Here is a 24,434-nt window from a genome sequence, read left to right as displayed (position 1 = left end):
GTCGTCGGTTTCTGACCTGTAATTTTCAGGTCATGGATGGAAATGTGTATGGCTTGAAACATTTGCTAATGCATAGTGCTGAGTTATAAATAGCTCACACGCGACGCAGGAAACCTTCGGAATGGAATCGAAAGAACAGCAGTTAATGGAGTTACTGGGTCTCACCGCCCGCTCTCTGACCCACCTCACCGCCTCCATGACGTCGATGTCCTTCGAGTTGTTACGCAGTAATGACGAAGTAACCAAGGCCGCGGGACGTCGGATGATTGACCGTATGGCAACTATCAGCACCGGGCTTGACGAGCACTGGCGGCTGATCGGTGAGCTCACGGGTGTGCATGTTGGTCACGAACAGATCGAAACAATTCAGGAAATTCAGTTGCAGGCGCCACCCGGGTTGCCGTTGAAGTGATCCCTTGCGGTCATCGACTGGCCTGATAGCCGCCGATTCACAAGACAAACGTCGCTGGTGCGGCAGCGGTGCAAGCGCCATAGTTTTGCTCCCGCGGTCGATGTTGTCCGCCCAGAACAAAACAGAGACTGGCCATGACCAAGACTCTCCATCACCGTGCCTGCCACCTGTGTGAAGCCATTTGCGGTCTGACGATCGAAACCACCGAGGTGGATGGCGGCGTGCAGATCACCTCGATCAAGGGTGATCCGTTGGATACGTTCAGTCGTGGGCACATATGCCCCAAAGCGGTGGCACTCCAGGATATCCAGAACGACCCGGATCGTCTGCATCAGCCGATGCGGCGAGTTGGCAGTGAGTGGCAGCCCATCGAGTGGGAAGAGGCGTTCAATCTTGTCGCCGAACGCCTGACGGCAATTCAGGAGCGTCACGGGCAGAACGCGGTGGCGGTGTATCAGGGTAACCCCAGTGTGCATAACTATGGGTTGATGACCCACAGTAATTATTTTCTTGGCTTGCTGAAAACCCGTAACCGGTTTTCCGCGACCTCGGTCGATCAGTTACCCCATCACCTGACCAGTCATCTGATGTACGGCCATGGTTTGCTGCTGCCTATTCCGGACATTGATCACACTGACTTCATGCTGATCCTGGGTGGCAATCCATTGGCGTCCAACGGCAGCATCATGACCGTGCCGGATGTGGAAAAGCGCCTGAAGGCGATTCAGGCGCGGGGCGGAAAAGTGGTGGTGGTCGATCCGCGTCGTAGTGAAACGGCGGCGATTGCTGATCAGCACCTGTTCGTGCGTCCGGGTGGCGATGCCGCGCTGCTGTTTGGGCTGCTCAATACGTTGTTTGCCGAAGGCCTGACACGCGACAGCCATTTGCCGGTGGACGGCCTGGACGAGGTGCGTGAGGCTGTTGCGAGTTTCACCGCAGAGACCATGAGCCCACTGTGTAGCGTTCCGGCCGAACAGATTCGTCAGCTGGCCCGGGACTTCGCCGCCGCCCCGACGGCGGTTTGCTACGGCCGAATGGGCGTCTCGACCCAAGCCTTCGGGACCTTGTGTCATTGGTTGGTGCAACTGATCAATCTGGTCACGGCCAACCTCGACCGTGTCGGCGGTGCGCTGTGTACCGAGCCGGCAGTGGATCTGGTGGCGTCGACTTCCGGTGGGCATTTCAACATGTGGCAGAGCCGGGTCTCCGGGCGTCCGGAGTATGGCGGCGAATTGCCCGTGTCGGCTCTCGCGGAAGAAATGCTCACCGAGGGGCAGGGGCAGGTTCGTGCGTTGATCACTGTGGCAGGCAACCCGGTGCTGTCCACGCCTAACGGTCGGCAGTTGGAACAGGCATTGGACGGCTTGGAGTTCATGCTCAGCATCGACTTGTACATCAACGAAACCACGCGTTATGCGGACCTGATACTGCCGTCTACGTCGGCCCTGGAAAATGATCACTACGACACCACGTTCAACATGTTTGCAGTGCGTAACGTCACGCGTTTCAATCGAGCGATCCTGGCCAAGCCCGAAGGTGCTTTGCATGACTGGGAAATTTTTGTCGGGCTGGCTGAAGCGTTTGCAGCAAAAAACGGCAGCGCGCTGAAACCGACCATTGCCCCGGCGCAGATGATCGATCGAGGTTTGCGCATGGGCCTTTACGGCGATGCGTCGGCGCACAAACTGTCACTGGCGACTTTGTTCGATCACCCCCACGGGATCGACCTCGGAGCGCTTAAGTCAAACCTCGCACCGCGTCTGAAAACCGTTAATCAGCGCGTTCAGGCAGCGCCGGCTGCGATCCTCGCCGACCTGGCTCGTTTCGCCACGTTGCAAGCGCCGGCCCCCGACGAACTGCTGATGATTGGCCGTCGTCATGTGCGCAGCAACAACTCGTGGATGCACAACTACCACCGTCTGGTGAAGGGCAAACCGCGCCATCAACTGTTGATGCATCCGCACGATCTGACCAGTCGCGGGCTTAGCGATGGGCAACGGGTGCGGGTCAGTTCGCGCGTCGGGGTAATCGAAGTGGAGGTATTGAGCAGCTTGGACATGATGAAAGGGGTGGTCAGCTTGCCTCACGGCTGGGGTCATGCACGACCGGGGGTGCAGATGACGATTGCCTGCAGCCAGCCAGGCTCCAGTGCCAACGACCTGACCGATGAGTGCCAGCTCGACGAATTATCAGGCAATGCGGCGCTCAACGGTGTCCCGGTGACGATAGTTGCCGCGTGAGGATGTCTGTCGGGGAGACCGAGCATGGCGTTCGGGTTTCCGTTACAATGCGCCACCGTGCCGACCTTTGAGTCGGAAAGTTCAGCCGAGGTGTTCCATGGATATCATCGAAACGATTAAAGAGCAGATTGCCAACAACACCATTCTGCTTTACATGAAAGGTTCGCCGAATGCCCCACAGTGTGGCTTCTCGGCGAAGGCCGCTCAGGCCGTGATGGCGTGTGGTGAAAAGTTCGCTTATGTGGACATCCTGCAGAACCCGGAAATCCGTGCCAACTTGCCAAAATACGCCAACTGGCCAACTTTCCCGCAATTGTGGGTGGGTGGTGAGCTGGTCGGTGGGAGCGACATCATGACTGAGATGGCGGCAGACGGTTCGTTGCAGACCACGATCAAAGCCGCTGTCGAAGTGGCGGCTGCGAAGACTGAAGCCTGATACCAAGTGGGGGTGAAACCGCCCCCATTTCAGATTCAGGTGAGCCTGGGACACCGGGCAATAAAAAGCCCAGCTCCTCGTAAGAGGGCTGGGCTTTTTAGTCTCTAGCGTTCAGTGGGCGCTAACTTACTCTTCGCCCATCTGCGATTGCAGGTAGTTCTCAAGACCTACCTTATCGATCAGGCCGAGCTGGGTTTCCAGCCAGTCGATATGTTCTTCTTCGGACTCAAGGATATCTTCGAGCAGTTCACGACTACCGAAGTCGCCGACAGTTTCGCAATGCGCAATCGCGACTTTGAGATCGGCATGACCGGTGCGTTCGATACGCAGGTCACACTCAAGCATTTCCTTGGTGTGTTCACCGATGTGCAGCTTGCCCAAATCCTGGACGTTCGGCAGGCCTTCAAGGAACAGGATGCGCTTGATCAGCTTATCCGCATGCTTCATCTCATCGATGGATTCTTTGTATTCGTGTTTGCCGAGCTTGTTCAGGCCCCAATCTTCATACATGCGCGCATGCAGGAAGTATTGATTGATCGCGACCAGTTCATTGGCAAGGATCTTGTTGAGATGCTGGATGACTGTGATGTCGCCTTTCATGATGGGGTCCTGCCCTTTATTAACTGTCTATGAGGCAGAGTCTGAGCTGCGTATTTATAAGTGTCAAACCTAAGTTATTGAATAATAAATGAAAATTAATCTGAATAAGAATGTTTTTGTTCCGCGTCTAGCGCCTAAGCAATTGATTTTCAGGCATAAAAAAACCGGACATCAAGTCCGGTTCTCTGAAACAGGGTGATTAAGCGGCCGTAAATTCAGCTGGAAAAGGTATGGCTGCCTGGGCGGTTTGCAATGTGGTCAGGGTTTCGCGAACCACTTCCTTGGCAAGGCAGGCACATTTACCGCATTGACTGGCAACGCCGGTGGCCTGACGTACTTCCCGATAGCTGCAGCAACCTTCATAGATTGCATCGCGGATTTGACCATCGGTGACGCCAGTGCAGAGGCAGACATACATAAGTGATAACCGTCGCTGGTTGTGACTCAATTGGGACGGATCTTAATGTTAACGAGAATGATTGTCAAAGTTGTTTCAGAAAGCATTCGTAAGGGCTGACGAACGGTTTGTCGTTAGGTGGTCGCAGGGCCGAAAGCCGTGGCGCCGGTTTTTGCTCAGGGGCGGAAAACCGTTAAAGACAGGCGAAAAGTGCGGTGTATGATGTTCGGCGTTTTCGGCGCGGATTAGTGTCACATGCCTGTCGCCTGCGGATGGCAGGCTGGCGCGAACGTCGTTTTTCAAGTTATTACACCAGGAGATATCAATGAGCGTACTCGTAGGCAAACAAGCCCCTGACTTCACCGTACCGGCCGTACTCGGCAATGGCGAAATCGTTGACAGCTTCACGCTGTCCTCGGCTATCAAAGGCAAATACGGCCTGGTGTTCTTCTATCCACTGGACTTCACCTTCGTTTGCCCGTCCGAGCTGATCGCGCTGGACAACCGCATGTCTGATTTCAAGGCACGCAACGTTGAAGTGATCGCTGTTTCGATCGACTCGCATTTCACTCACAATGCCTGGCGCAACACCCCGGTGAACAATGGCGGTATCGGCCAGGTTCGCTACACGATGGCTGCCGACATGAAGCACGAAATTGCCAAGGCCTACGACGTTGAGTCCGAAGGCGGCGTGGCTTTCCGTGGTGCGTTTCTGATCGACGATAAAGGCGTTGTCCGTTCGCAGATCATCAACGACCTGCCGCTGGGCCGTAACATGGAAGAGCTGATCCGTCTGGTCGACGCCCTGCAATTCCACGAAGAGCACGGCGAAGTTTGCCCTGCCAACTGGAAAAAAGGCGACAAAGGCATGACCGCTTCGACCGCAGGTGTTGCGGCCTACCTGACCGAAAACGCTGGCGCGCTGTAAGCCACGCAGCCGTCATAAAAAAACCGGCCTCTGAGAGGCCGGTTTTTTGTGGGTGGGATAAACCCGATGACTGACTCAGTCGTTGAAGTCTTCCCAACCGCCCATTTGTTTCCAGCGATTAACGATGCCGCAGAACAGATCAGCTGTTTTCTCTGTGTCGTAACGAGCCGAGTGGGCCTCGCGGCCATCGAAGTCGATGTCCGCAGCCTGACAGGCTTTGGCCAGTACGGTTTGCCCGTAAGCCAGGCCTGCAAGGGTGGCGGTGTCGAAGCTGGAGAACGGATGAAACGGGTTGCGCTTCATGTCCAGGCGCGCCACAGCGGCGTTGAGGAAACCCAGATCGAAGCTGCTGTTGTGCCCTACCAGAATCGCTCGTTTGCAACCGTTGGCCTTCAGCGCTTTGCGCACACCGCGGAAGATATCGGTCAGTGCCGCTTCTTCACTTACGGCCATGCGTAAAGGGTGATCGAGTTTGATCCCGGTGAACTCCAGCGCTGCAGCTTCGACATTTGCGCCTTCGAACGGCTCTACCCGGAAGAAATAGGTGTGTTCGGGGAACACGAAGCCTTTTTCATCCATGCCGATAACGGTGGCCGCAATTTCCAGCAGGGCGTCGGTGGCCGAGTTGAAACCACCGGTTTCTACATCGACGACAACCGGCAGGTAACCACGGAACCTGGCTGCCATTGGATGACGGGAGCCGCCTCCGCCGCCGCCATGACCGTCCTGTTCGTCGTCGAAATGGTCTTCACTCACGCGTGTTCCTCCAGCAGGCGCCAGCGCAGTTTTTCACCGGCGCGCAGCGGGATAACGGTCAGCTCGCCAAATGGCAGGCTGGTTGGGGCGGTCCACTCATCGCGGACCAGGGTAATGCGATCGGTGTTCACCGGCAGGCCGTAGAAGCGCGGGCCGTTGAGACTGGCGAACGCTTCGAGTTTGTCCAGCGCATTGCGCTGTTCAAAGGCTTCAGCATACATTTCGATCGCGGCATAAGCCGTATAGCAGCCCGCACAGCCGCAAGCGGCCTCTTTGGCGTGCTGGGCATGGGGTGCCGAGTCGGTGCCGAGGAAGAACTTTTCGCTGCCGCTGGTGGCGGCGTCGAGCAAGGCTTCCTGGTGCGTGTTGCGCTTGAGAATCGGCAGGCAGTAGAAGTGCGGCCGAATCCCGCCCACTAGCATGTGGTTGCGGTTGTAGAGCAGGTGATGTGCGGTGATGGTCGCGCCAACATTGGCAGAAGCCTCATTGACGAACTGCACGGCGTCAGCCGTGGTGATGTGTTCGAACACCACCTTGAGCGTCGGGAAACGCTCGACTACACGACGCATGTGCTCATCGATGAAGATTTTTTCGCGATCAAAAACATCGACATCGCCACGGGTAACTTCGCCGTGAATCAGCAGCGGCATGCCGACCTCGGCCATGGCCTCGATGGCAGGGAAAATCTTGTCAATGCTGGTGACGCCAGAATCCGAGTTAGTGGTCGCGCCGGCCGGGTACAGCTTGGCGGCGTAAACGAAACCGCTGGCCTTGGCTTCGCGAATTTCTGCGGGCTGGGTGCGGTCGGTCAGGTACAGCACCATCAAAGGTTCGAAGCGACTGCCAGCCGGGCGAGCAGCGAGAATTCGTTGGCGATAGCCGTCGGCTTCCGCGGCGTTACGCACCGGAGGTACCAGATTTGGCATGATGATGGCGCGACCAAAGGTACGCGCGACATCCGCAACGGTATGGGACAACACAGCACCATCGCGAAGATGAATATGCCAGTCGTCGGGACGCAGCAGGGTCAGGCGGTCGGACATGAGGGGATTCCAGGCGGGTCAAACTGAGGGGAATGCTACCGGAAAAGACTCTTCCAGGCACTCGCTATCAAGTTTTGTATCAACCAACCGATAGCAACTAGGTATGCCGTAAACATCTGTGTCGGTCTTTTTGTTGTAGAAACCATTGGAGCCTCCCGTGCGCCAGCGTTATTTAGCCTTGCTCAGTGTGTTTGCCAGCCTTCCCGCGATGGCGCTCACTTTCCAGACCCGTCTGGAGAGCATCGAGTGGACGGTCGAAGGTGACAAGTTCGAATGCCGCCTGACTCAAGCGATCACTGATTTCGGGGCGGGTGAGTTTGTGCGCCGCGCCGGTGAACAGGCGACATTTCGTCTGAAAGCCTATAACTCGATGATAGGCGGCGGTTCGGCGACCCTGCTGGCAGCCGCTGCGCCTTGGCAGCCAGGGCGTGGCGATATCAATTTGGGTTCGGTAAGAATTGGCAGCGGTGATGTGCTGTTCAATAGCTCGCAGGTCCAAGCCGGGCGTTTGATCAGTGGTTTGATGGATGGCCGCAGCCCGGTGGTTCGACATTCTGCTGGCGATGGCCGCGTGTCTGAAGTGCGCTTGTTGCCCGTCAAATTCAGCAAAGCATTTGGCGATTACCAGAGCTGCGTGGCCAAGTTGCTGCCGAAAAACTTTGAACAGGTCAAACAGTCTGAAGTCGGGTTTCCTGGCGAGGGGGTCGATCTCGATCCTCGGGCGAAGGCGCAGTTGCAGGTCATGCTGGAATTCATGAAAGCCGATCCTACGGTCAATCACATCGAACTGGATGGTCATTCCGACAACAGCGGCAATCGCCTGACCAATCGAGAGCTGTCTCGGCGCAGAGCGCTGGCGGTGATGGACTTCTTCAAAGCCAACGGAATACAGGAATCTCAGGTGACTCTGCGCTTTCACGGCGAGCGCTATCCATTGGTGCCAAACACCAGCGCCGCCAACCGTGCAAAAAATCGGCGGGTTGCCGTTCGTCTTGAGCGCGTGGCTCCCACTGAGAAACCGGCCCCACAAGCCAGTGCTCCGGTGAGTGCGGCGCGGACTTCCTGAGCCACTTTCACCGTCGCTCGATCGACATAATCTGTCGCTTCGTCGTCATAAGCTGTCGCGCCTCTGTAAATTATTCCGCGTGAGCGGTAGACTTCCCGGCTTTCCGTAGAACCCGTGGAGTGATGGCATGGCGGACGTAAACAAGGTCGTTCTGGCGTATTCCGGCGGCCTGGACACTTCGGTGATCCTCAAGTGGCTGCAGGATACTTATAACTGTGAAGTGGTGACCTTCACCGCCGACCTGGGGCAGGGCGAAGAGGTCGAACCGGCCCGCGCCAAGGCTCAGGCCATGGGTGTCAAAGAGATCTACATCGACGATCTGCGCGAAGAATTCGTGCGTGATTTCGTGTTCCCAATGTTCCGTGCCAACACCGTCTACGAAGGCGAGTACCTGCTGGGTACTTCCATCGCTCGCCCGTTGATCGCCAAACGCTTGATCGAAATTGCCAACGAAACCGGCGCTGACGCCATTTCTCACGGCGCCACCGGCAAGGGCAACGACCAGGTTCGTTTTGAGCTCGGGGCCTACGCGCTCAAGCCTGGCGTGAAAGTGATCGCGCCTTGGCGCGAGTGGGACCTGCTGTCGCGCGAGAAGCTGATGGACTATGCCGAAAAGCACAACATCCCGATCGAGCGCCACGGCAAGAAAAAGTCCCCGTATTCGATGGATGCCAACCTGCTGCACATCTCCTATGAAGGCGGCGTGCTGGAAGACACCTGGACCGAACACGAAGAAGACATGTGGAAGTGGACCGTCTCCCCGGAGAACGCTCCTGACCAAGCGCAATACCTGGAACTGACCTACCGAAATGGCGACATCGTTGCACTTGACGGCGTCGAAATGACCCCGGCAACTGTGCTGGCGACCCTGAACCTCATCGGTGGTAAACACGGTATCGGCCGCCTCGACATCGTCGAGAACCGTTACGTGGGCATGAAGTCCCGTGGCTGCTACGAAACCCCAGGTGGCACCATCATGCTGCGCGCTCACCGTGCGATCGAGTCGATCACACTGGACCGTGAAGTGGCTCACCTCAAAGATGAGCTGATGCCTAAATACGCGAGCCTGATCTACACCGGTTACTGGTGGAGCCCTGAGCGTCTGATGCTGCAACAGATGATCGATGCTTCTCAAGCCCACGTAAATGGTGTCGTGCGCCTGAAGCTTTACAAAGGCAATGTGATTGTCACCGGTCGCAAGTCCGATGAGTCGTTGTTTGACGCCAACATTGCAACCTTTGAAGAGGACGGCGGCGCCTACAACCAGGCCGACGCCGCGGGCTTCATCAAGCTTAATGCCCTGCGTATGCGCATTGCCGCAAACAAGGGTCGTAAGCTGTTCTGAGACCTTTGATGTGATCATTGAAGGGGTGGCCCTGTCGTAGACAATGCCACCCCTTCAAAAAGAGGTTTTTCTGCTGTTGTCCGGGGTTCTTTGATTGTTGTTCAACACCTGGCGATGCCATAGGGTCCTGCCCAGACCTCGCCTGCCGGGCCGTCACGTTTTATCCAGCACTGTCACATCATGTGAATTCAGGTTGTAAACAATCCAGGAAGTGGTGCAAGTCCCTTTCTTGATCTGTTTTGGACACTTGAGCGTGCGTTCCCTCAGTAATTTCTCCGATTCACCACAGGCAAGAAACACCACCACATGGGTGCAGTGCCTGCCTGATTCTCGTAGTGTCTCCATCAAATTGACGACGTCGACTTTTGTGCTGATTCCGCGCGTATCAACAATACGCAGGTTCTTCAGCGGGCCCTGCAGGCGCGTGTTGTGCTGAGCCCGGAGGCTGGTTTGCAGACAGATATCGACCGATAAGTCCTGTGCGCTCCAGAGGCGGTATCGGCACGCTTCGGCTTTTGACGGCTGGTCTGGCAGTGTGGTTTCGGATGTCGGTGTTGTCACGGGTCTTTTCTGTTTTGCGGGTGAATCGTTGGGGCGTTGCTGTTTTTTGTTTTCCGAGCGTTCAGCGTTGTCTATTACTTTTATGAAGTGCTTTTCTTTGTCGAAATCGGACGGTGAATACAGTGACCGATAGTTAAAGTTGAGTGTGATAAAAAAAAGAAAAAGTAAATAAAAGGGAAAACTGATCAGAAACCAGATGTAGATTTCTCGTTCGTCATCGCTTAAAAACGGTAACGAGACCGCCGCCGATGTCTCGGAAAGAGTTGCGAATATGGCAATAATCGTCATAGGGTTTGAGATTTTCTTTTTGAATTTCGTCATGGTATTTGCTCATAATATTGTCTTCTTCTCTTGCGATTAAAGTTTTGGTTTTGGGTGGTTTTAAGTGTTTTTTTTTGCTTTTGACGGTTTTTTAGTGTGATGTTTTTATAGTCTAACTGTAGTCTCAATAACGGGTTTTGTTGGAGGGTGTTGTTTCAAAAAATTGTTTGAGGTTGTGGTTTTTTGTGTCGGCAGTCTTTTAGTAGGTGAGTGAATGTTTAATAGATAATGTTTCTAGTGTGAGTTGTTTGCTTGAAAATATCGGTTACTTTTGAGTGACTATCAATAGTCACTCGGTACAGGATAGGCAGCGTGGCTGAACGTTACGCTCATTGCAGGTCGTAAAGCGATACAAAAAAACCATCGGTAAAGTGAACGTCATCAAGTCTGTAAGTTTTAAAGCACACTTTATTCAAGGTTTCTTTGTAGGATAAATCTGTATCGTTTGTAGGGAATGTCTCTCGTTGTGGGTGTCCGGGGGGTACGGCATGCAATGGGCGAAACGACTAGGCTATTGTGCGGGCTCTAAAAATTCGAACAGCGAAATTGGACTTGCTCATGAATAAAGTGCTGATCGTGGATGATCACCCCGTCATTCGTCTAGCGGTACGTATGCTAATGGAGCGCCATGGCTACGAAGTTATTGCAGAAACAGACAATGGCGTGGATGCATTGCAACTTGCGCGTGAACATATGCCAGATATTGTCATTCTGGACATTGGAATACCCAAACTTGATGGGCTGGAAGTCATCGCGCGTCTGACAACGACGACATTGCCGATGAAAGTGTTAGTCCTGACCTCTCAGGCGCCGGGGCATTTTTCCATGCGTTGTATGCAGTCGGGTGCTGCCGGTTATGTGTGCAAACAACAGGACCTCACTGAGTTGCTCAGTGCTATTAAGGCGGTATTGTCCGGCTACAGCTACTTTCCCAATCAAGCCTTGCATACGGTGCGCTCCAGTCTTGGCAATGCCAGTGAAGCTGATATGGTAGATCGTTTGTCAGGACGAGAAATGATGGTGCTGCAACAACTGGCCCGGGGAAAGACAAACAAGGAGATTGCCGATGGAATGTTCCTCAGCAACAAAACCGTCAGTACCTACAAAACCCGGTTATTGTTGAAACTCAATGCTCGCTCGCTGGTGGACTTAATCGAATTGGCTCAGCGCAATGGCTTGGTATGACGACCGCGGCCATCTGCGCGGCGTGGTGATCAGACGTGGGTTCAGGCGCAACGCCTAGTAAAAAGCCTCCGTCTCGGGAGGCTTTTAGGTGTTATAGATCAAAATCGTAATCGGCCAATTGCTTTTGCAGTCGGCGCTCCTCCAATAGGTTATCGATGGTGCGGCGTTTGCTCAGGTTGGTCTTCGCCACCTCAACCACCGGGTCAGCGTCATCGGCCTCGGCGGGGGAGAAGTCGTCTTCTACGTCCAGTTGTTCTTTGCCAGTGCTCATAAAAGTTAACTCCAGGCTAAGACTGCCATTGGCGCCCCTTATATCGATAAACCACCGGCGGGTAAAAAAGATTTTTTCAATCGGTAAAGCGGTAAACCTAATAGCGCCTCAATCGTCAGAGGTCTTTTGCTTGTATTCACACAAGTCCTCAATGCGACAGCTGCCGCAGCGAGGCTTGCGGGCCACGCAAACGTAACGTCCGTGAAGAATCAGCCAGTGGTGGGAGTCGAGCAGAAACTCCTTGGGCACGAACTTCATCAGTTTTTTCTCCACCTCGACCACGTTGTTGCCCGGCGCAATGCCTGTACGATTGCTGACCCTGAAAATATGGGTGTCCACGGCCATGGTCAACTGCCGAAATGCAGTGTTGAGCACTACGTTGGCGGTTTTGCGACCAACGCCGGGCAATGCCTCGAGTTCCTCTCTGGTTCGCGGCACCTCACTGTCATGGCGCTCCACCAGTAAGCGGCAGGTCTCGATTACGTTTTTCGCTTTGCTGTTGAACAGCCCGATGGTCTTGATGTAGGCCGATAGCCCTTCGACACCCAAGGCATGGATCGCTGCAGGGGTATTGGCCACCGGGAACAGTTTTGCAGTGGCCTTGTTGACGCCGACATCGGTGGATTGAGCTGACAAAATCACCGCGATCAACAGTTCGAACGGCGATGAATAAGCCAGTTCTGTCTTCGGTTCCGGGTTGTCTTCGTGAAGCCTACGGAAAATTTCGAAACGTTTTGCGGCATTCATGGACGATGCGTTTCCTCGAAAGCGAAGTTTGAGAGGGCAGACCGAGACCAGGCTTGCCAAGCGGCGATCAATAGGCCAAGCAGTATAAAACCGCCCGGAGCCAGCGTGGCGATTCGCAGGCCGCCGTCAGCCGCCCATACCCAGCCGTGCCCGTCCGATTGCGTAACACCGACCAGCCAGGACAGGTGTGCGCCGAGGGTCGCGGTGCCGATCAGTTCGCGCAGCATGCCTAAACCCATCATCAGTGCGCCGAACAGGCCATACAGGCGTAAACGAGCGCGGCATGAGTGCTGGAAAAAACCAGTGTGCTCAAGCACGACGCATTGCAATGCGATCAATGCGCAATACACCCCCAGATGTTGTTGCCATGGCAGCGACCAGGCTTGTGCGGCGAGTTCTGCACAACTGGTGAGTGTGGCCGCCAGTACCACGCAGCCGCCCTGCACATTTGACGAGGCAGCGAGGCGAGGGCGTATTGCCCGCATGCCCAAGCCGTAAGCGCTGATGATCCCGACAAACATCAACCACAGGCCCAGCGCCGTCATCAGGGAGTCCGTGGCCCCAATGAGGGGTGCCAGCATTAGCGAGTTCACGGCCACGGTCTTATTCATGAGCTGCGCTCCCCACCAGCTGTTGCTGATGTTCATCGAAGTAACGTAACGCGTCATGGATGGCGTTGATCACGGCGCGCGAGGTGATGGTCGCGCCCGCCATCTGATCGAACTGCCCCTGGTCTTTTTTCAAGGCCCAGTCATTGTCAGCGGGATCGGTTCGCGACTTACCGGAAAAGGTTTGAAGCCAGGCGTTCGGCCAGTCAGCTAATCGACCGCCCAAGCCTGGGGTTTCGGCTTGTTTGAGGGTTTTGACGCCCAGCAACTTGCCGTTGGCGTCGATGGCAATCAGCAACTCGAGGGTGGCGGCATAACCCAGCGTCTGCAGGCGTAGTAATACAGCGCCGGGATGGCTGGTTTTGGTCGCCAGGTAACCGCCCATTAACGTGCTGTGGGCCAGTGCAATGTTTTCCAGCGCAAGGGGCCGGTCCAGCGGCTGGTTGTCGTAGCTGCCGACGGGCAGCAGGTCCAGCAGGTTATGACTGTCGATCAGGCGCTGTTCGGTGGCAATGTGTGCCTCACTGGTGCGCTGTAGCAAATACGTTGTGCCAATCCCCGCGGCGGTGAGCAGCGCGAGCACCATCACACTCGTTGTTCGGATCATGGGGTTGCCTGCTCTTGCCGGGTGGCGATAAACCGTTCGAGTGTCGGCACGCACAGGTTCATCAGCAATACGGCGAAGGCCACGCCATCCGGATAACCGCCCCAAGTACGAATCAGGTACGTCAGCAGGCCCACGCCCACCCCGAATAACAGTTTGGCTCCTGCGCTTTTCGCGCCAGAGACCGGTTCTGTGACGATGAAAAAGGCGCCTAACATGCTGGCGCCGGTCAGCAAGTGAAACAGTGGCGAGCCATGTGAGTCGGAGCCTGACCCGTTCCAGCACAGCAAGCTTGCGACAAACAGACTGGCAAGCATGCCCACCGGAGCGTGCCAACTAAACACCCGTCGTTGCAGGAGAAAAACTCCGCCAGCGAGAAAAGCCAGATTTACCCATTCCGCACCACGTCCGCCGAAATGGCCGAACGCCGGGTTGCCGGCGAACAGTTCTTCCACGGTCAGGCTTTTGTTGATTCGCAGACTGTCCAGCGCGGTGGCCTGCACCCAGGCATCGGGTGCCTGGCCAATGCTGAAGCCGAACACCTGCTGTAAACCGCCCAGCAAGTCCATGCCGTGGGACGCCGGCCAGTGCGTCATCTGTTGCGCGAACGTCACCAATACCAGGGCGAAGCCGAGCATCGCCGGGTTGAATGGATTCTTGCCGACACCGCCGTACAGGTGTTTGCCGAACAGCAGCGCGGCCGCTGCGGCGCTGACGGTCAACCACCAAGGGCAATAAGCCGGCAAGGCCAGTGCCAGTAGCGTGGCGGTGACCAGGGCGCTGCCGTCGCGTAATGCCGGTTTGATTGGGCGTTGGCGTAGGTGCAACACCAGCGCTTCGACGAGTAGCGCCGTCATGACCGCTAATAGCAGGTTGATCAATACGCCCCAGCCATACAGCCAAAACAGCATCAGCATCCCCGGCAGGGTCGCCAGCAATACGTGCTTCATGGCCTGCTGAAGGCGAGGGTCTACCGGCTCAAGGGGCGACATAGGTCTCCACCTGACGCTCGGCTTCCTGGAGTCGGATACGCGCGCGCGCTATTAACTCGGCGGGCGTGCCGGGTTGTCGTTCGAGTTTGCTGACGTCGGCACGGGCGTAGGCCAACTCTGTTTTAAGTCGTCGAAGCTGGCTGTCGATGGGGCGTTTTTCGACGCGAGTCAGCTCAGGCCGCGGTTGCTCACTGGCCGCTTCGGCGGCGTGGAGCGCCTGTTCGGCTTCGCCAAGGGCGCGCTCCAGGGTATCGATTTGTTCTGAGGGCACTGCGCTGACGTGCGCTTTTTTAAGCTCCGCTCGACGCATGGCCAATTGGATCTTGGCTTTCTTCAACTCGGCATCTTTCGCCGGCGCAATGGTGGCGGGCGCTGTGTTGCTGTCCAGTTGCGCCAACGCTTGCTCGGCGGCTTCGAACTGCTGTTGCAGAACGATCAACTGCGATTGCTGTTCAAAGGTTGGCGGATGCCCGAAGGCCTTGAGCGACTTGTTCAGTTGCGCTCGACTCATGGCCAGATCGATTTTCGCTTTCTTCAAGGCCGCGTCAGCATTCGCCGCTTTTTGCGCCCGAACCCGCTCAAGGGCCGCTTGAACCGGATCGAGAGTCACGTCGCTGGGTTGCAGCACGCGGTGCGCCCGAGCCTGACGCTCGGCGATTTTTTCTGCCTCTTCGCGGCGCAATCGTTCGTTGCGCTGTTCGAAGCGGCGCCGTGCATGGTCGCGCTTGGCGGCCCGCTCCCGTTGCTCTTCAAGGCTGAACGCAAGTCCGCCGACAATCGGCAGAACCGTATCGAGCGGCAGCGGGCGCATTTCGATGCAGTCAACCGGGCACGGCGCCACACACAGATCGCAACCAGTGCATTCATCGACCATCACGGTGTGCATCAATTTTGCCGCCCCGACGATCGCATCCACGGGGCACGCCTGGATGCATTTGGTGCAGCCGATGCATTCTGCTTCGCGTATGTAGGCGATTTGTGCGGGGGCCGCACCGCGACTCACGTCCAGTTCCAGCACAGGCACTTTCAGCAACTCGGCCAAGGCTGCAATGGTTTCGCTGCCGCCCGGTGGGCACTTGTTGATCAGCTCGCCGCTGGCGATACCTTCGGCGTAGGGCTTGCATCCGGGGTGGCCGCATTTGCCGCACTGGGTCTGGGGCAAGAGGGCGTCGATGCGTTGGATCAGACTCATGTTTTGATCAGTCCGTTGAAGCCGAGAAAGGCCACTGCGATCAGTCCAGCGCCGATCAATTGGATCGGCAAGCCACGAAAGGGCAGGGGGATATCGTTATCGAGGGTGCGTTGGCGCAAATCGCTGAACAGGCTCAGCACCAGCCAGAAACCCAGGCCGGCGCCCAGGCTCAAGGCTGTGGCGTGGAACAATCCCCGGTCCTCCCGAGCATTGAGCAACGCCAGCCCGAGGACGCCAGCATTCCCCAACAGCAGGGGCCAGAGGCCTTCGAACGAAAGCCTCGGTAACAACCGCGCAAGCAGCTTCAGCAGCGGCCTGATCAGCAGAACGCTCAGCGGTAGAAACACGAACAGGCGCAGCGCCGTCAATTGCAGTGGCACCAGCAGCCCTTGGTAGAGCGCATAGCCGAGCGTGCCGACGATCAGCATCAGGCAGGTTGTCGCAAGGCCCAGGGCATGGACCTGATGACGATCGGTGTGGCGCAGTGGATCGACGCTCAGCGGCCAGTGCAACACGAGGTTGTTGATCAGGGCAGCGCTGATAAGCGTAAGAAGCAGTTCGGTCATGAGTGTGCCGGCAAGAACGGATCTGTCTACCTGAGGGTCAGGCATTATCCGGCAAGGAAGGAGGGGGGGCCAGACATGAAAATCCCACAGTCATGCCCGGCACGACTGTGGGATCGGTTTAGCGCAGAACCTTACTTGATGCGCTGACCCGGCTTGGCGCCGCTGTCGGGGCTCAGCAGGTAGATTTCTTCACCGCCAGGGCCGGCGGCCATCACCATGCCTTCGGAGATCCCGAACTTCATTTTGCGCGGCTTGAGGTTGGCGATCATCATGGTCAGGCGACCTTCGAGCTTGGCCGGGTCCGGGTAAGCGCTCTTGATTCCGGAGAGCACGTTGCGCTGCTCGTCACCGATGTCCAGGGTCAGGCGCAGCAGCTTGTCGGCGCCTTCCACGGCTTCTGCCTTGAGGATCAGCGCGACACGCAAGTCGACGGCGGCAAACGCATCGAACTCGATCTCTGGCGCCAGCGGCTCCTTGAGCAGTTCGCCATTGCCGGCCGGTGCAGCATCGCCGGTGTCGGTCTGGCTGGCAGTCAGGTCTTCTTTCGAGGCGTCGGTCATGGCTTGTACTTTTACCGGGTCGATGCGGGTCATCAACGGTTTGAATTCGTTCAACTGATGATTGCTCAGCAGCGTGGCGTGGTCGTTCCAGGTCAGCGGCGCGACGTTGAGGAATGCCTCTGCATCGGCGGCCAGCAGCGGTAGCACCGGCTTGAGGAAGATCACCAGTTGGCGGAACAGGTTGATGCCCAGGGCGCAGATGGCCTGGACTTCGTCCTGCTTGCCTTCCTGTTTATTCAGCGACCACGGTGCCTTGTCGGCGATCCAGGCGTTGGCGCGGTCGGCCAGGCCCATGATCTCGCGCATGGCCCTGGCGAAGTCGCGAGCCTCGTAGGCATCTGCGATGCTCGGCGCTGCGGCAAGGAATGCGTCGGTCAGTTCCGGCGCAGCGTTTCCTGCGACCAGCACGCCAGCGTTGCCTTTCTGGATGAATCCGGCACAACGGCTGGCGATGTTGACGACTTTGCCCACCAGGTCAGAGTTGACCTTTTGCACGAAGTCTTCGAGGTTCAGGTCAAGGTCGTCAACGCCTCGGCCGAGTTTGGCCGCGTAGTAATAGCGCAGATATTCCGGCGACAGGTGATCAAGGTAAGTGCGCGCCTTGACGAAGGTGCCCCGCGATTTGGACATTTTCTGACCATTGACGGTCAGGTAGCCGTGTACGTTGATCGCCGTTGGCTTACGCAGGCCGGCACCTTCGAGCATCGCTGGCCAGAACAGGGCGTGGAAGTTGACGATGTCCTTGCCGATGAAGTGGTACAGCTCGGCGGTGGAATCCTTGGCCCAGAACGCATCGAAGTCCAGGTCCGGACGACGGGCGCAAAGGTTCTTGAAGCTAGCCATGTAGCCGATCGGAGCGTCCAGCCACACGTAGAAATATTTACCCGGCTCATCGGGGATTTCGAAGCCGAAGTACGGCGCATCGCGCGAGATGTCCCACTGTTGCAGGCCGGCATCCAGCCATTCGGCGATCTTGTTGGCAACGGCGTCTTGCAGGGTCCCGCTGCGGGTCCAGGCTTGCAGCATTTCCTGGAAGTCCGGCAGCTTGAAGAAGAAGTGCTGGGAATCCTTGAGTACCGGGGTGGCGCCAGAGATGGCCGACTTCGGATCTTTCAGGTCGGTCGGGGCGTAGGTTGCACCGCATTTTTCGCAGTTGTCGCCGTACTGGTCTTCGGTGCCGCATTTCGGGCAGGTGCCCTTGATGAAGCGGTCGGCCAGGAACATTTTCTTTTCCGGGTCGAAATACTGCGTGATCGAACGCTGAGCAATGTGCCCCGCGTCGCGCAGCTTCAAGTAGATCTGGCTCGACAGCTCACGGTTTTCTTCGGCGTGAGTGGAATGGAAGTTGTCGAAGTCCACCAGGAACTCGGCAAAGTCGGCGCTGTGTTCAGCCTGGACATTGGCGATCAGTTGTTCCGGGGTGATGCCTTCCTTTTCCGCGCGCAGCATGATGGCCGAGCCATGAGCGTCGTCGGCGCAGACATAAATGCATTGATTGCCGCGGTGCTTCTGAAAGCGCACCCACATATCGGTCTGGATATATTCCAGCATGTGGCCAAGGTGAATCGAACCATTGGCATAGGGCAGGGCGCTGGTGACGAGGATCTTGCGTGGCTCGGACATGGGGCTCGGCTACTTGATGAAACGGAGGTCGGCCACTATAAAGCGCTGGCGCATATTTTTCACCCTTCGGGCCTGTTTCCGGGTGCATAGACTGCTACGCAGCCTTGCGCGAGCAAGCTCCCTCGCCACACATGTGCGTCCGGCGTAGGATACCTGCCTGATTTTCCAGTCTTGCTATCGGAGTTGCCCATGAGCGCCGTCAATCGCGCAGCGGTGGAAGCCGTCCTTCGCCAATACACCGACCCTTACCTGAACCAGGACCCGGTCAGCGCCGGGTGTGTTCGCAACATCGACATCCAGGGCGATCGCGTCAGCGTCCAGATGGAGTTGGGTTATGCCGCCGGGCTGTTCAAGAGTGGCTGGGCGCAGTTGCTGCAACTGGCGATTGAAGGTCTGGACGGCGTCGTTACTGCGCGTGTCCAGATCACCAGCGTCATTGCCGCGCACAAGGCTCAAGCGCAGATTCCGGGTCTGGCGAACGTGAAAAACGTCGTGGCCGTGGCCTCGGGCAAAGGCGGCGTCGGCAAATCCACCACCGCTGCCAACCTCGCGTTGGCGCTGGCGCGCGAAGGCGCCAAAGTCGGGATTCTCGACGCCGATATCTATGGCCCGAGCCAAGGCATCATGTTCGGTATCCCTGAAGGCACTCGGCCGAAGATCAAGGACCAGAAGTGGTTCATTCCGATCGAATCCCATGGTATCGAAGTCATGTCCATGGCTTTCCTGACCGATGACAACACGCCGATGGTCTGGCGCGGCCCGATGGTTTCCGGCGCATTGTTGCAACTGGTGACACAAACCGCATGGGGCGACCTGGATTACCTGGTCATCGACATGCCGCCAGGCACCGGTGACATCCAACTGACACTGGCGCAGAAAGTACCGGTAGCCGGTGCGGTGATCGTCACCACCCCGCAGGATCTGGCGCTTCTGGATGCACGCAAGGGCGTGGAGATGTTCCGCAAGGTCAACATCCCGGTGTTGGGCGTTGTGGAAAACATGGCCGTACACATTTGCTCCAACTGCGGGCATGCCGAGCATCTGTTTGGCGAAGGCGGTGGCGTGAAACTGGCCAACCAATACGGCGTCGAACTGCTGGCCTCGCTGCCGCTGTCGATGTTAATTCGTGAGCAGGCCGATGGCGGCAAGCCAACGGTGATCGCCGAGCCTGACAGCCAGATTGCGATGGTGTACCAGGAACTGGCCCGCCATGTCGGCGCGCGAATTGTGTTGCAGGAAGCCGTGACGCCGCCGATGCCGAACATCACCATCAGCGACGATTAATTCGCTAAAGCAAGGCGATCCCCTGTGGAAACGAGCCTGCTCGCGAAAGCGGCGTGTCATTCAACAGATAAGTTGACTGAACCAACGCCTTCGCGAGCAGGCTCACGCCTACATTTTTACCGTGGCCTTAAATCCGCAACCCGCCATCCATCTCCAGAATCCGACCGGTGTAATAGTCGTTTTCGAAAATGTACGCCGCCGAATGGGCGATTTCTTCGGGCTTGCCCATGCGCTTGAGCGGAATACCCGCCGTCATCTTCTCTAGCGCTTCCGCCTTCATACCCAGGGTCATCTCGGTTTCGATGAAGCCAGGGGCAATGCCCGCGACCCGAATGCCATAGCGCGCCAGTTCCTTGGCCCAGGTCACCGTGGCGGCTGCTACACCGGCCTTGGCGGCGGAGTAGTTGGTTTGGCCCACGTTGCCGGCTCGGGAGATTGACGAGATGTTGATGATCGCGCCGGCGTTTTTCAGCTCGACCATTTTCGCCGCGACTTCACGGGTACACAGAAATACCCCGGTCAGGTTGACGTCAATCACCGCCTGCCATTGGGCAAGGCTCATCTTGGTCATCTCGCCATCCTTGACCTTCAACAGCAAACCGTCACGCAGGATGCCGGCGTTGTTGATCAGGCCGTGGATCGCGCCGAAATCTTCGGCCACCTGGGCGACCATGTGGGTGACCTGTTCTTCATTGGCAACGTTGCACAGGTAGGCACGAGCCTCAACGCCCTTGGCCTTGCAGGCGGCGACGGTGTCGTTGAGCTTTTCCTGGTTCAAGTCGACCAGTGCCAGCTTCGCGCCTTTGCCCGCGAAATACTCCGCCATCGATCGGCCTAAACCCTGGCAACCGCCAGTGATAATGATTACTTTGTCAGTGAGTTGCATTCGCATGCCCCGTAGTAGGTCGCAGTGGTCTTCTTTTTAAAGAGGCTCTCGATTTGCGCCTGATGTGGCTTGGCTGCACATGAGAATTGCCCCCGATGACGTGCTGGAACTTATCCCCGGCCGTCTGTCCGTTTTTTAGACGGATTCTATATAAGGAGTCATAAGTTGAGCGTTGAAGCGGCCAAGAATGCCCGAGAATTGCTTCTCAAGGAATACCGCGGAGTGCTTTCGACCCACTCCAAGGCAATGCCCGGTTTCCCCTTTGGTTCGGTGGTTCCTTACTGCCTGGACGAGCAGGGCCGGCCGCTGATCCTGATCAGCCGCATTGCCCAGCACACGCATAACCTGCAAAAAGACTCGAAATGTTCACTGTTCGTGGGCGAGCGCGGCGCTGAAGACGCTCAAGCTGTCGGTCGCCTGACTTACCTCGCCGAAGCAGAAAAGCTTGAGGATGAGGCTGCCGTCGAAGCGGCCGCCGAGCGTTACTACCGGTATTTCCCGGAATCACAGAGTTACCACAAGGCTCACGATTTTGATTTCTGGGTGCTCAAACCGGTACGCCACCGCTACATCGGTGGTTTCGGCGCGATTCACTGGATTGATCAATTGACCTTGGCGAACCCGTTCGCCGGCAGGGGCGAGGTGAGCATGGTCGAACACATGAACGCTGATCATGCCAAAGCCATCGCTCACTACGTCGAGCTGGCGGGTTTGCCCAAGACCGTCCCGGCACAACTGGCCGGTATCGACACGGAGGGTATGCACCTGCGAATAGGCCAAGGGCTGCATCGGCTCCCGTTTCAAGCGCCTTGTAATACGGCGACACAAGTCCGGGAAGCCTTGGTTTTCCTGGCTCACGCCGAGCATTGGCCGAAAAATGAAGTGACTGACGCTTGAATTCACGAAAGGGCGACGTCATCTAAGGCTTACTGGCAAGGCATTCTTGCGTTGAGGAACCATTTGATGCGCCCTTTTTTATTGCTCTTTGTACTGTTTCCGGTGTTGGAGCTGTTCGTATTCGTCAAGATCAGCGGGGCTATCGGTTTTTTTCCGGCGCTGCTGCTGATTATTCTCGGCTCGATGCTCGGCGTGTTCGTGCTGCGTATCGCCGGTCTGGCCACTGCGCTGCGTGCGCGTGAAAGCCTGAATCGCGGTGAGTTACCGGCCCAGACCATGCTGGAGGGCCTGATGCTGGCTTTGGCCGGTGGTCTGTTAATTCTGCCGGGCTTCGTCACCGACGTCCTCGGACTGATCATGTTGCTGCCGATCTCTCGCCGTCTATTAGCCAACAAAATGCGTCGGCGCGCCGAAGAGCAGGCAATTCGTCAGCGTGCGTTCGCTGATGACCTGCAGCCGAACGGTGGTCCAGCGCCGCGTCAACCGCTGGGCCGCGAGCCGAACGTGATTGAAGGCGAGTTCGAACACCGCGATCCCAAGTAAAGTCTTTCGCCTGCACGGCACCTTCGGGTGCCGTGTTCATTTGCGGGCAACAACCTGAAAAAATTTGCGACCTCGCCCTTGTAATAAGCTTATGCGCCCTTATGTAACGGTCACCGAAAGGTTTCTGGCAATTGCGCCAGACAGACTTCCGCGGTTCGCTTGACGGGCCGCACCCGGCACCGCCGGATTTGTTAAACCCGCCGGAAATATACCGGCCGATGAAAATCACAATTAGGAGAGATCGACAATGAGCAAGCTTCGTCCTCTGCATGACCGCGTCGTCATCCGTCGCAGTGAAGAAGAAAAGAAAACCGCTGGCGGGATCGTTCTGCCAGGTTCGGCTGCTGAAAAAGCCAACCACGGTGTGATTCTGGCTGCTGGCCCAGGCAAAACCCTGGAAAACGGTGAAGTACGTGCGCTGGCTGTGAAAGTGGGTGACAAGGTTGTTTTCGGCCCTTACTCCGGCAGCAACACTGTGAAAATCGACGGAGAAGACCTGCTGGTAATGGCTGAGAACGAGATTCTCGCTGTTCTGGAAGGCTGATTTCCTCGTTCATCTTCCCGCTACTACAAAGTATTTAAGGAATATCGATCATGGCTGCTAAAGAAGTTAAATTCGGCGATTCCGCCCGTAAAAAAATGCTCGCCGGTGTCAACGTCCTGGCTGACGCAGTAAAAGCGACCCTGGGCCCTAAAGGCCGTAACGTGATCATCGAGAAGAGCTTCGGCGCTCCGACCATCACCAAGGATGGCGTTTCCGTTGCCAAAGAAATCGAGCTGAAAGATCGCTTCGAAAACATGGGCGCGCAACTGGTTAAAGACGTTGCCTCCCGTGCCAACGATGACGCAGGCGACGGCACCACCACCGCTACCGTTCTGGCTCAGTCGATCGTCAACGAAGGCCTGAAAGCCGTCGCTGCCGGCATGAACCCGATGGACCTGAAACGCGGCATCGACAAAGCGACCATCGCTATTGTTAAAGAGCTGAAAGCCCTGTCCAAGCCTTGCGCTGATACCAAGGCTATCGCTCAGGTCGGCACCATCTCGGCCAACTCCGACAGCTCCATCGGCGACATCATTGCCGAAGCCATGGAAAAAGTCGGTAAAGAAGGCGTGATCACCGTTGAAGAAGGCTCGGGCCTGGAAAACGAACTGTCGGTTGTTGAAGGCATGCAGTTCGACCGTGGTTACCTGTCCCCGTACTTCGTCAACAAGCCGGAAACCATGACCGCTGAGCTCGACGGTCCGCTGATCCTGCTGGTCGACAAAAAAATCTCCAACATCCGCGAAATGTTGCCAGTCCTGGAAGCCGTTGCGAAAGCCGGCCGTCCACTGCTGATCGTGGCTGAAGACGTTGAAGGCGAAGCCCTCGCGACGCTGGTTGTGAACAACATGCGTGGCATCGTTAAAGTCGCAGCCGTCAAGGCTCCGGGTTTCGGTGATCGCCGCAAGGCCATGCTGCAGGACATCGCTGTTCTGACTGGCGGTACTGTGATCTCCGAAGAGATCGGTCTGAGCCTGGAAACCGCTACCCTTGAACACCTGGGTAATGCCAAGCGCGTGATCCTGTCCAAAGAAAACACCACCGTGATCGACGGTGCCGGCGTTGAAGCTGACATCCAGGCTCGCGTGACTCAGATCCGTTCGCAAGTGGCTGACACGTCGTCCGACTACGACCGTGAAAAACTGCAAGAGCGCCTGGCCAAGCTGTCCGGCGGCGTCGCAGTGATCAAGGTTGGCGCTGGCTCCGAAGTTGAAATGAAAGAGAAAAAAGCCCGCGTTGAAGACGCTCTGCACGCTACCCGTGCAGCCGTTGAAGAAGGCGTTGTACCTGGCGGCGGCGTGGCACTGGTTCGTGCCCTGCAAGCCATCAGCGAACTGAAAGGCGACAACGCTGATCAGGACGTTGGTATCCAGTTGCTGCGTCGCGCTGTTGAAGCGCCGTTGCGTCAGATCGTTGCCAACTCCGGTGACGAGCCAAGCGTAGTGGTTGACAAGGTCAAGCAGGGTTCGGGTAACTACGGTTACAACGCGGCTACCGGCGAATACGGCGACATGATCGAAATGGGCATCCTTGACCCGGCTAAAGTGACGCGTTCGGCGCTTCAGGCAGCGGCTTCTATCGCCAGCCTGATGATCACCACCGAAGCCATGATCGCTGAGATCAAAGATGAAGGCTCGGCTGGCGGCGGTATGCCAGACATGGGCGGTATGGGTGGCATGGGCGGCATGATGTAACCCAGCCTTACCCGTACCAAAAAACCCCGTCGGCGCTAAGCCTGCGGGGTTTTTTAATGCCTGGATGAAAGCGGTAGCTGTTCAGGGGGCTGACATGCTTGGGGCGAGAGAGCGGTTGTGTCAGGCCGACTCC

General features: G+C 56.9%; 26 protein-coding genes. 12 read left to right on the top strand and 14 right to left on the bottom strand.

Going from position 1 to position 24,434, the window contains the following annotated elements; all coding sequences use genetic code 11:
• Positions 1-121 precede the first annotated feature (121 nt).
• The 3 genes from RHM68_RS19715 to grxD all read left to right on the top strand — a co-directional run bounded on the left by RHM68_RS19715 (position 122) and on the right by grxD (position 3,088).
• Positions 122-412, top strand: a complete 291-nt coding sequence (locus RHM68_RS19715) for a hypothetical protein (protein ID WP_322218118.1) — start codon at positions 122-124, stop codon at positions 410-412.
• Between the two features lie 134 nt (positions 413-546).
• Complete coding sequence (locus RHM68_RS19710; RefSeq protein WP_322218115.1) at positions 547-2,652, top strand: molybdopterin oxidoreductase family protein; 2,106 nt, start codon at positions 547-549, stop codon at positions 2,650-2,652.
• Positions 2,653-2,749: 97 nt separating this feature from the next.
• The gene (gene grxD / locus RHM68_RS19705; RefSeq protein WP_322218112.1) at positions 2,750-3,088 is read left to right on the top strand and encodes a Grx4 family monothiol glutaredoxin; all 339 of its coding nucleotides are present in this window, start codon (positions 2,750-2,752) and stop codon (positions 3,086-3,088) included.
• A gap of 126 nt (positions 3,089-3,214) precedes the next feature.
• Here grxD and bfr read toward each other — a convergent pair whose 3' ends face one another.
• Both bfr and RHM68_RS19695 read right to left on the bottom strand, forming a co-directional pair.
• Positions 3,215-3,688, bottom strand: a complete 474-nt coding sequence (gene bfr, locus RHM68_RS19700; protein ID WP_149657986.1) for a bacterioferritin — start codon at positions 3,686-3,688, stop codon at positions 3,215-3,217.
• 199 nt (positions 3,689-3,887) lie between these two features.
• The gene (locus RHM68_RS19695) at positions 3,888-4,106 is read right to left on the bottom strand and encodes a bacterioferritin-associated ferredoxin (RefSeq protein ID WP_322218108.1); all 219 of its coding nucleotides are present in this window, start codon (positions 4,104-4,106) and stop codon (positions 3,888-3,890) included.
• Between the two features lie 304 nt (positions 4,107-4,410).
• Between RHM68_RS19695 and RHM68_RS19690 the strand changes: the two genes are divergently transcribed.
• Positions 4,411-5,013 carry a peroxiredoxin gene (locus tag RHM68_RS19690; RefSeq protein WP_322218105.1) on the top strand — a complete coding sequence of 201 codons (603 nt, stop codon included), beginning with the start codon at positions 4,411-4,413 and terminating at the stop codon, positions 5,011-5,013.
• Between the two features lie 75 nt (positions 5,014-5,088).
• On the opposite strand, the gene rnt is transcribed toward RHM68_RS19690, so the two are convergent.
• Positions 5,089-5,769, bottom strand: coding sequence for a ribonuclease T (gene rnt, locus RHM68_RS19685; RefSeq protein ID WP_322218102.1), 681 nt, complete (start codon positions 5,767-5,769; stop codon positions 5,089-5,091).
• Positions 5,766-6,812, bottom strand: a complete 1,047-nt coding sequence (gene pyrC, locus RHM68_RS19680) for a dihydroorotase (RefSeq protein ID WP_322218099.1) — start codon at positions 6,810-6,812, stop codon at positions 5,766-5,768. The genes rnt and pyrC overlap by 4 nt, the downstream gene beginning before the upstream one ends.
• Before the next feature lie 157 nt (positions 6,813-6,969).
• Between pyrC and RHM68_RS19675 the strand changes: the two genes are divergently transcribed.
• On the top strand, positions 6,970-7,878 hold the full coding sequence (locus RHM68_RS19675; RefSeq protein WP_322218096.1) for a flagellar protein MotY: 909 nt from the start codon (positions 6,970-6,972) through the stop codon (positions 7,876-7,878).
• Positions 7,879-8,005: 127 nt separating this feature from the next.
• Positions 8,006-9,223: an argininosuccinate synthase gene (locus RHM68_RS19670; RefSeq protein WP_322218093.1), complete on the top strand. Its 1,218-nt coding sequence runs from the start codon at positions 8,006-8,008 to the stop codon at positions 9,221-9,223.
• 153 nt (positions 9,224-9,376) lie between these two features.
• On the opposite strand, the gene RHM68_RS19665 is transcribed toward RHM68_RS19670, so the two are convergent.
• Positions 9,377-10,105: a hypothetical protein gene (locus RHM68_RS19665; RefSeq protein ID WP_322218090.1), complete on the bottom strand. Its 729-nt coding sequence runs from the start codon at positions 10,103-10,105 to the stop codon at positions 9,377-9,379.
• 558 nt (positions 10,106-10,663) lie between these two features.
• Between RHM68_RS19665 and RHM68_RS19660 the strand changes: the two genes are divergently transcribed.
• Positions 10,664-11,290 (top strand): response regulator transcription factor, encoded by a 627-nt coding sequence (locus RHM68_RS19660; RefSeq protein WP_322218087.1) that lies wholly within the window; start codon positions 10,664-10,666, stop codon positions 11,288-11,290.
• 91 nt (positions 11,291-11,381) lie between these two features.
• Here RHM68_RS19660 and RHM68_RS19655 read toward each other — a convergent pair whose 3' ends face one another.
• The 8 genes from RHM68_RS19655 to metG all read right to left on the bottom strand — a co-directional run bounded on the left by RHM68_RS19655 (position 11,382) and on the right by metG (position 18,453).
• A complete protein-coding gene (locus RHM68_RS19655) occupies positions 11,382-11,561 on the bottom strand; it encodes a PA3496 family putative envelope integrity protein (protein WP_322218084.1) in 180 nt (59 codons plus the stop codon).
• A 108-nt stretch (positions 11,562-11,669) separates the two neighbouring features.
• Entirely contained in the window at positions 11,670-12,308 is a 639-nt protein-coding gene (nth, locus tag RHM68_RS19650; protein WP_322218082.1) for an endonuclease III, read from the bottom strand.
• Complete coding sequence (locus tag RHM68_RS19645) at positions 12,305-12,919, bottom strand: Rnf-Nqr domain containing protein (protein ID WP_322218079.1); 615 nt, start codon at positions 12,917-12,919, stop codon at positions 12,305-12,307. The genes nth and RHM68_RS19645 overlap by 4 nt, the downstream gene beginning before the upstream one ends.
• A complete protein-coding gene (locus RHM68_RS19640; protein ID WP_322218076.1) occupies positions 12,912-13,523 on the bottom strand; it encodes an RnfABCDGE type electron transport complex subunit G in 612 nt (203 codons plus the stop codon). Before RHM68_RS19640 ends, RHM68_RS19645 begins: the two co-directional genes overlap by 8 nt.
• Positions 13,520-14,512, bottom strand: a complete 993-nt coding sequence (locus RHM68_RS19635; RefSeq protein WP_322218074.1) for an RnfABCDGE type electron transport complex subunit D — start codon at positions 14,510-14,512, stop codon at positions 13,520-13,522. The genes RHM68_RS19640 and RHM68_RS19635 overlap by 4 nt, the downstream gene beginning before the upstream one ends.
• Positions 14,499-15,704, bottom strand: coding sequence for an electron transport complex subunit RsxB (gene rsxB, locus RHM68_RS19630; RefSeq protein ID WP_322218071.1), 1,206 nt, complete (start codon positions 15,702-15,704; stop codon positions 14,499-14,501). Before rsxB ends, RHM68_RS19635 begins: the two co-directional genes overlap by 14 nt.
• Positions 15,701-16,270: an Rnf-Nqr domain containing protein gene (locus tag RHM68_RS19625; protein WP_322218069.1), complete on the bottom strand. Its 570-nt coding sequence runs from the start codon at positions 16,268-16,270 to the stop codon at positions 15,701-15,703. Before RHM68_RS19625 ends, rsxB begins: the two co-directional genes overlap by 4 nt.
• 131 nt (positions 16,271-16,401) lie before the next feature.
• Entirely contained in the window at positions 16,402-18,453 is a 2,052-nt protein-coding gene (gene metG, locus RHM68_RS19620) for a methionine--tRNA ligase (protein WP_322218066.1), read from the bottom strand.
• Between the two features lie 189 nt (positions 18,454-18,642).
• On the opposite strand from metG, the gene apbC reads away from it, so the two are divergent.
• A complete protein-coding gene (gene apbC / locus RHM68_RS19615; RefSeq protein WP_322218062.1) occupies positions 18,643-19,737 on the top strand; it encodes an iron-sulfur cluster carrier protein ApbC in 1,095 nt (364 codons plus the stop codon).
• Positions 19,738-19,864: 127 nt separating this feature from the next.
• Here apbC and RHM68_RS19610 read toward each other — a convergent pair whose 3' ends face one another.
• Positions 19,865-20,623, bottom strand: coding sequence for an SDR family oxidoreductase (locus tag RHM68_RS19610; RefSeq protein ID WP_322218059.1), 759 nt, complete (start codon positions 20,621-20,623; stop codon positions 19,865-19,867).
• Positions 20,624-20,788: 165 nt separating this feature from the next.
• On the opposite strand from RHM68_RS19610, the gene RHM68_RS19605 reads away from it, so the two are divergent.
• From RHM68_RS19605 to groL, 4 genes are all read left to right on the top strand, one after another.
• Positions 20,789-21,520 carry a HugZ family protein gene (locus RHM68_RS19605; protein WP_322218056.1) on the top strand — a complete coding sequence of 244 codons (732 nt, stop codon included), beginning with the start codon at positions 20,789-20,791 and terminating at the stop codon, positions 21,518-21,520.
• A gap of 66 nt (positions 21,521-21,586) precedes the next feature.
• Positions 21,587-22,063 carry an FxsA family protein gene (locus RHM68_RS19600; protein ID WP_322218052.1) on the top strand — a complete coding sequence of 159 codons (477 nt, stop codon included), beginning with the start codon at positions 21,587-21,589 and terminating at the stop codon, positions 22,061-22,063.
• 247 nt (positions 22,064-22,310) lie between these two features.
• Entirely contained in the window at positions 22,311-22,607 is a 297-nt protein-coding gene (locus tag RHM68_RS19595) for a co-chaperone GroES (RefSeq protein ID WP_003208599.1), read from the top strand.
• A 50-nt stretch (positions 22,608-22,657) separates the two neighbouring features.
• A complete protein-coding gene (groL, locus tag RHM68_RS19590; RefSeq protein ID WP_322218049.1) occupies positions 22,658-24,301 on the top strand; it encodes a chaperonin GroEL in 1,644 nt (547 codons plus the stop codon).
• Positions 24,302-24,434: the final 133 nt, after the last annotated feature.

Origin of the sequence: Pseudomonas sp. DC1.2 (genome assembly GCF_034351645.1) — a bacterium.
Lineage (GTDB): Bacteria > Pseudomonadota > Gammaproteobacteria > Pseudomonadales > Pseudomonadaceae > Aquipseudomonas.
Note: the sequence above shows the minus strand (reverse complement) of the source record. Positions and strands in the feature narration are given on the sequence as shown.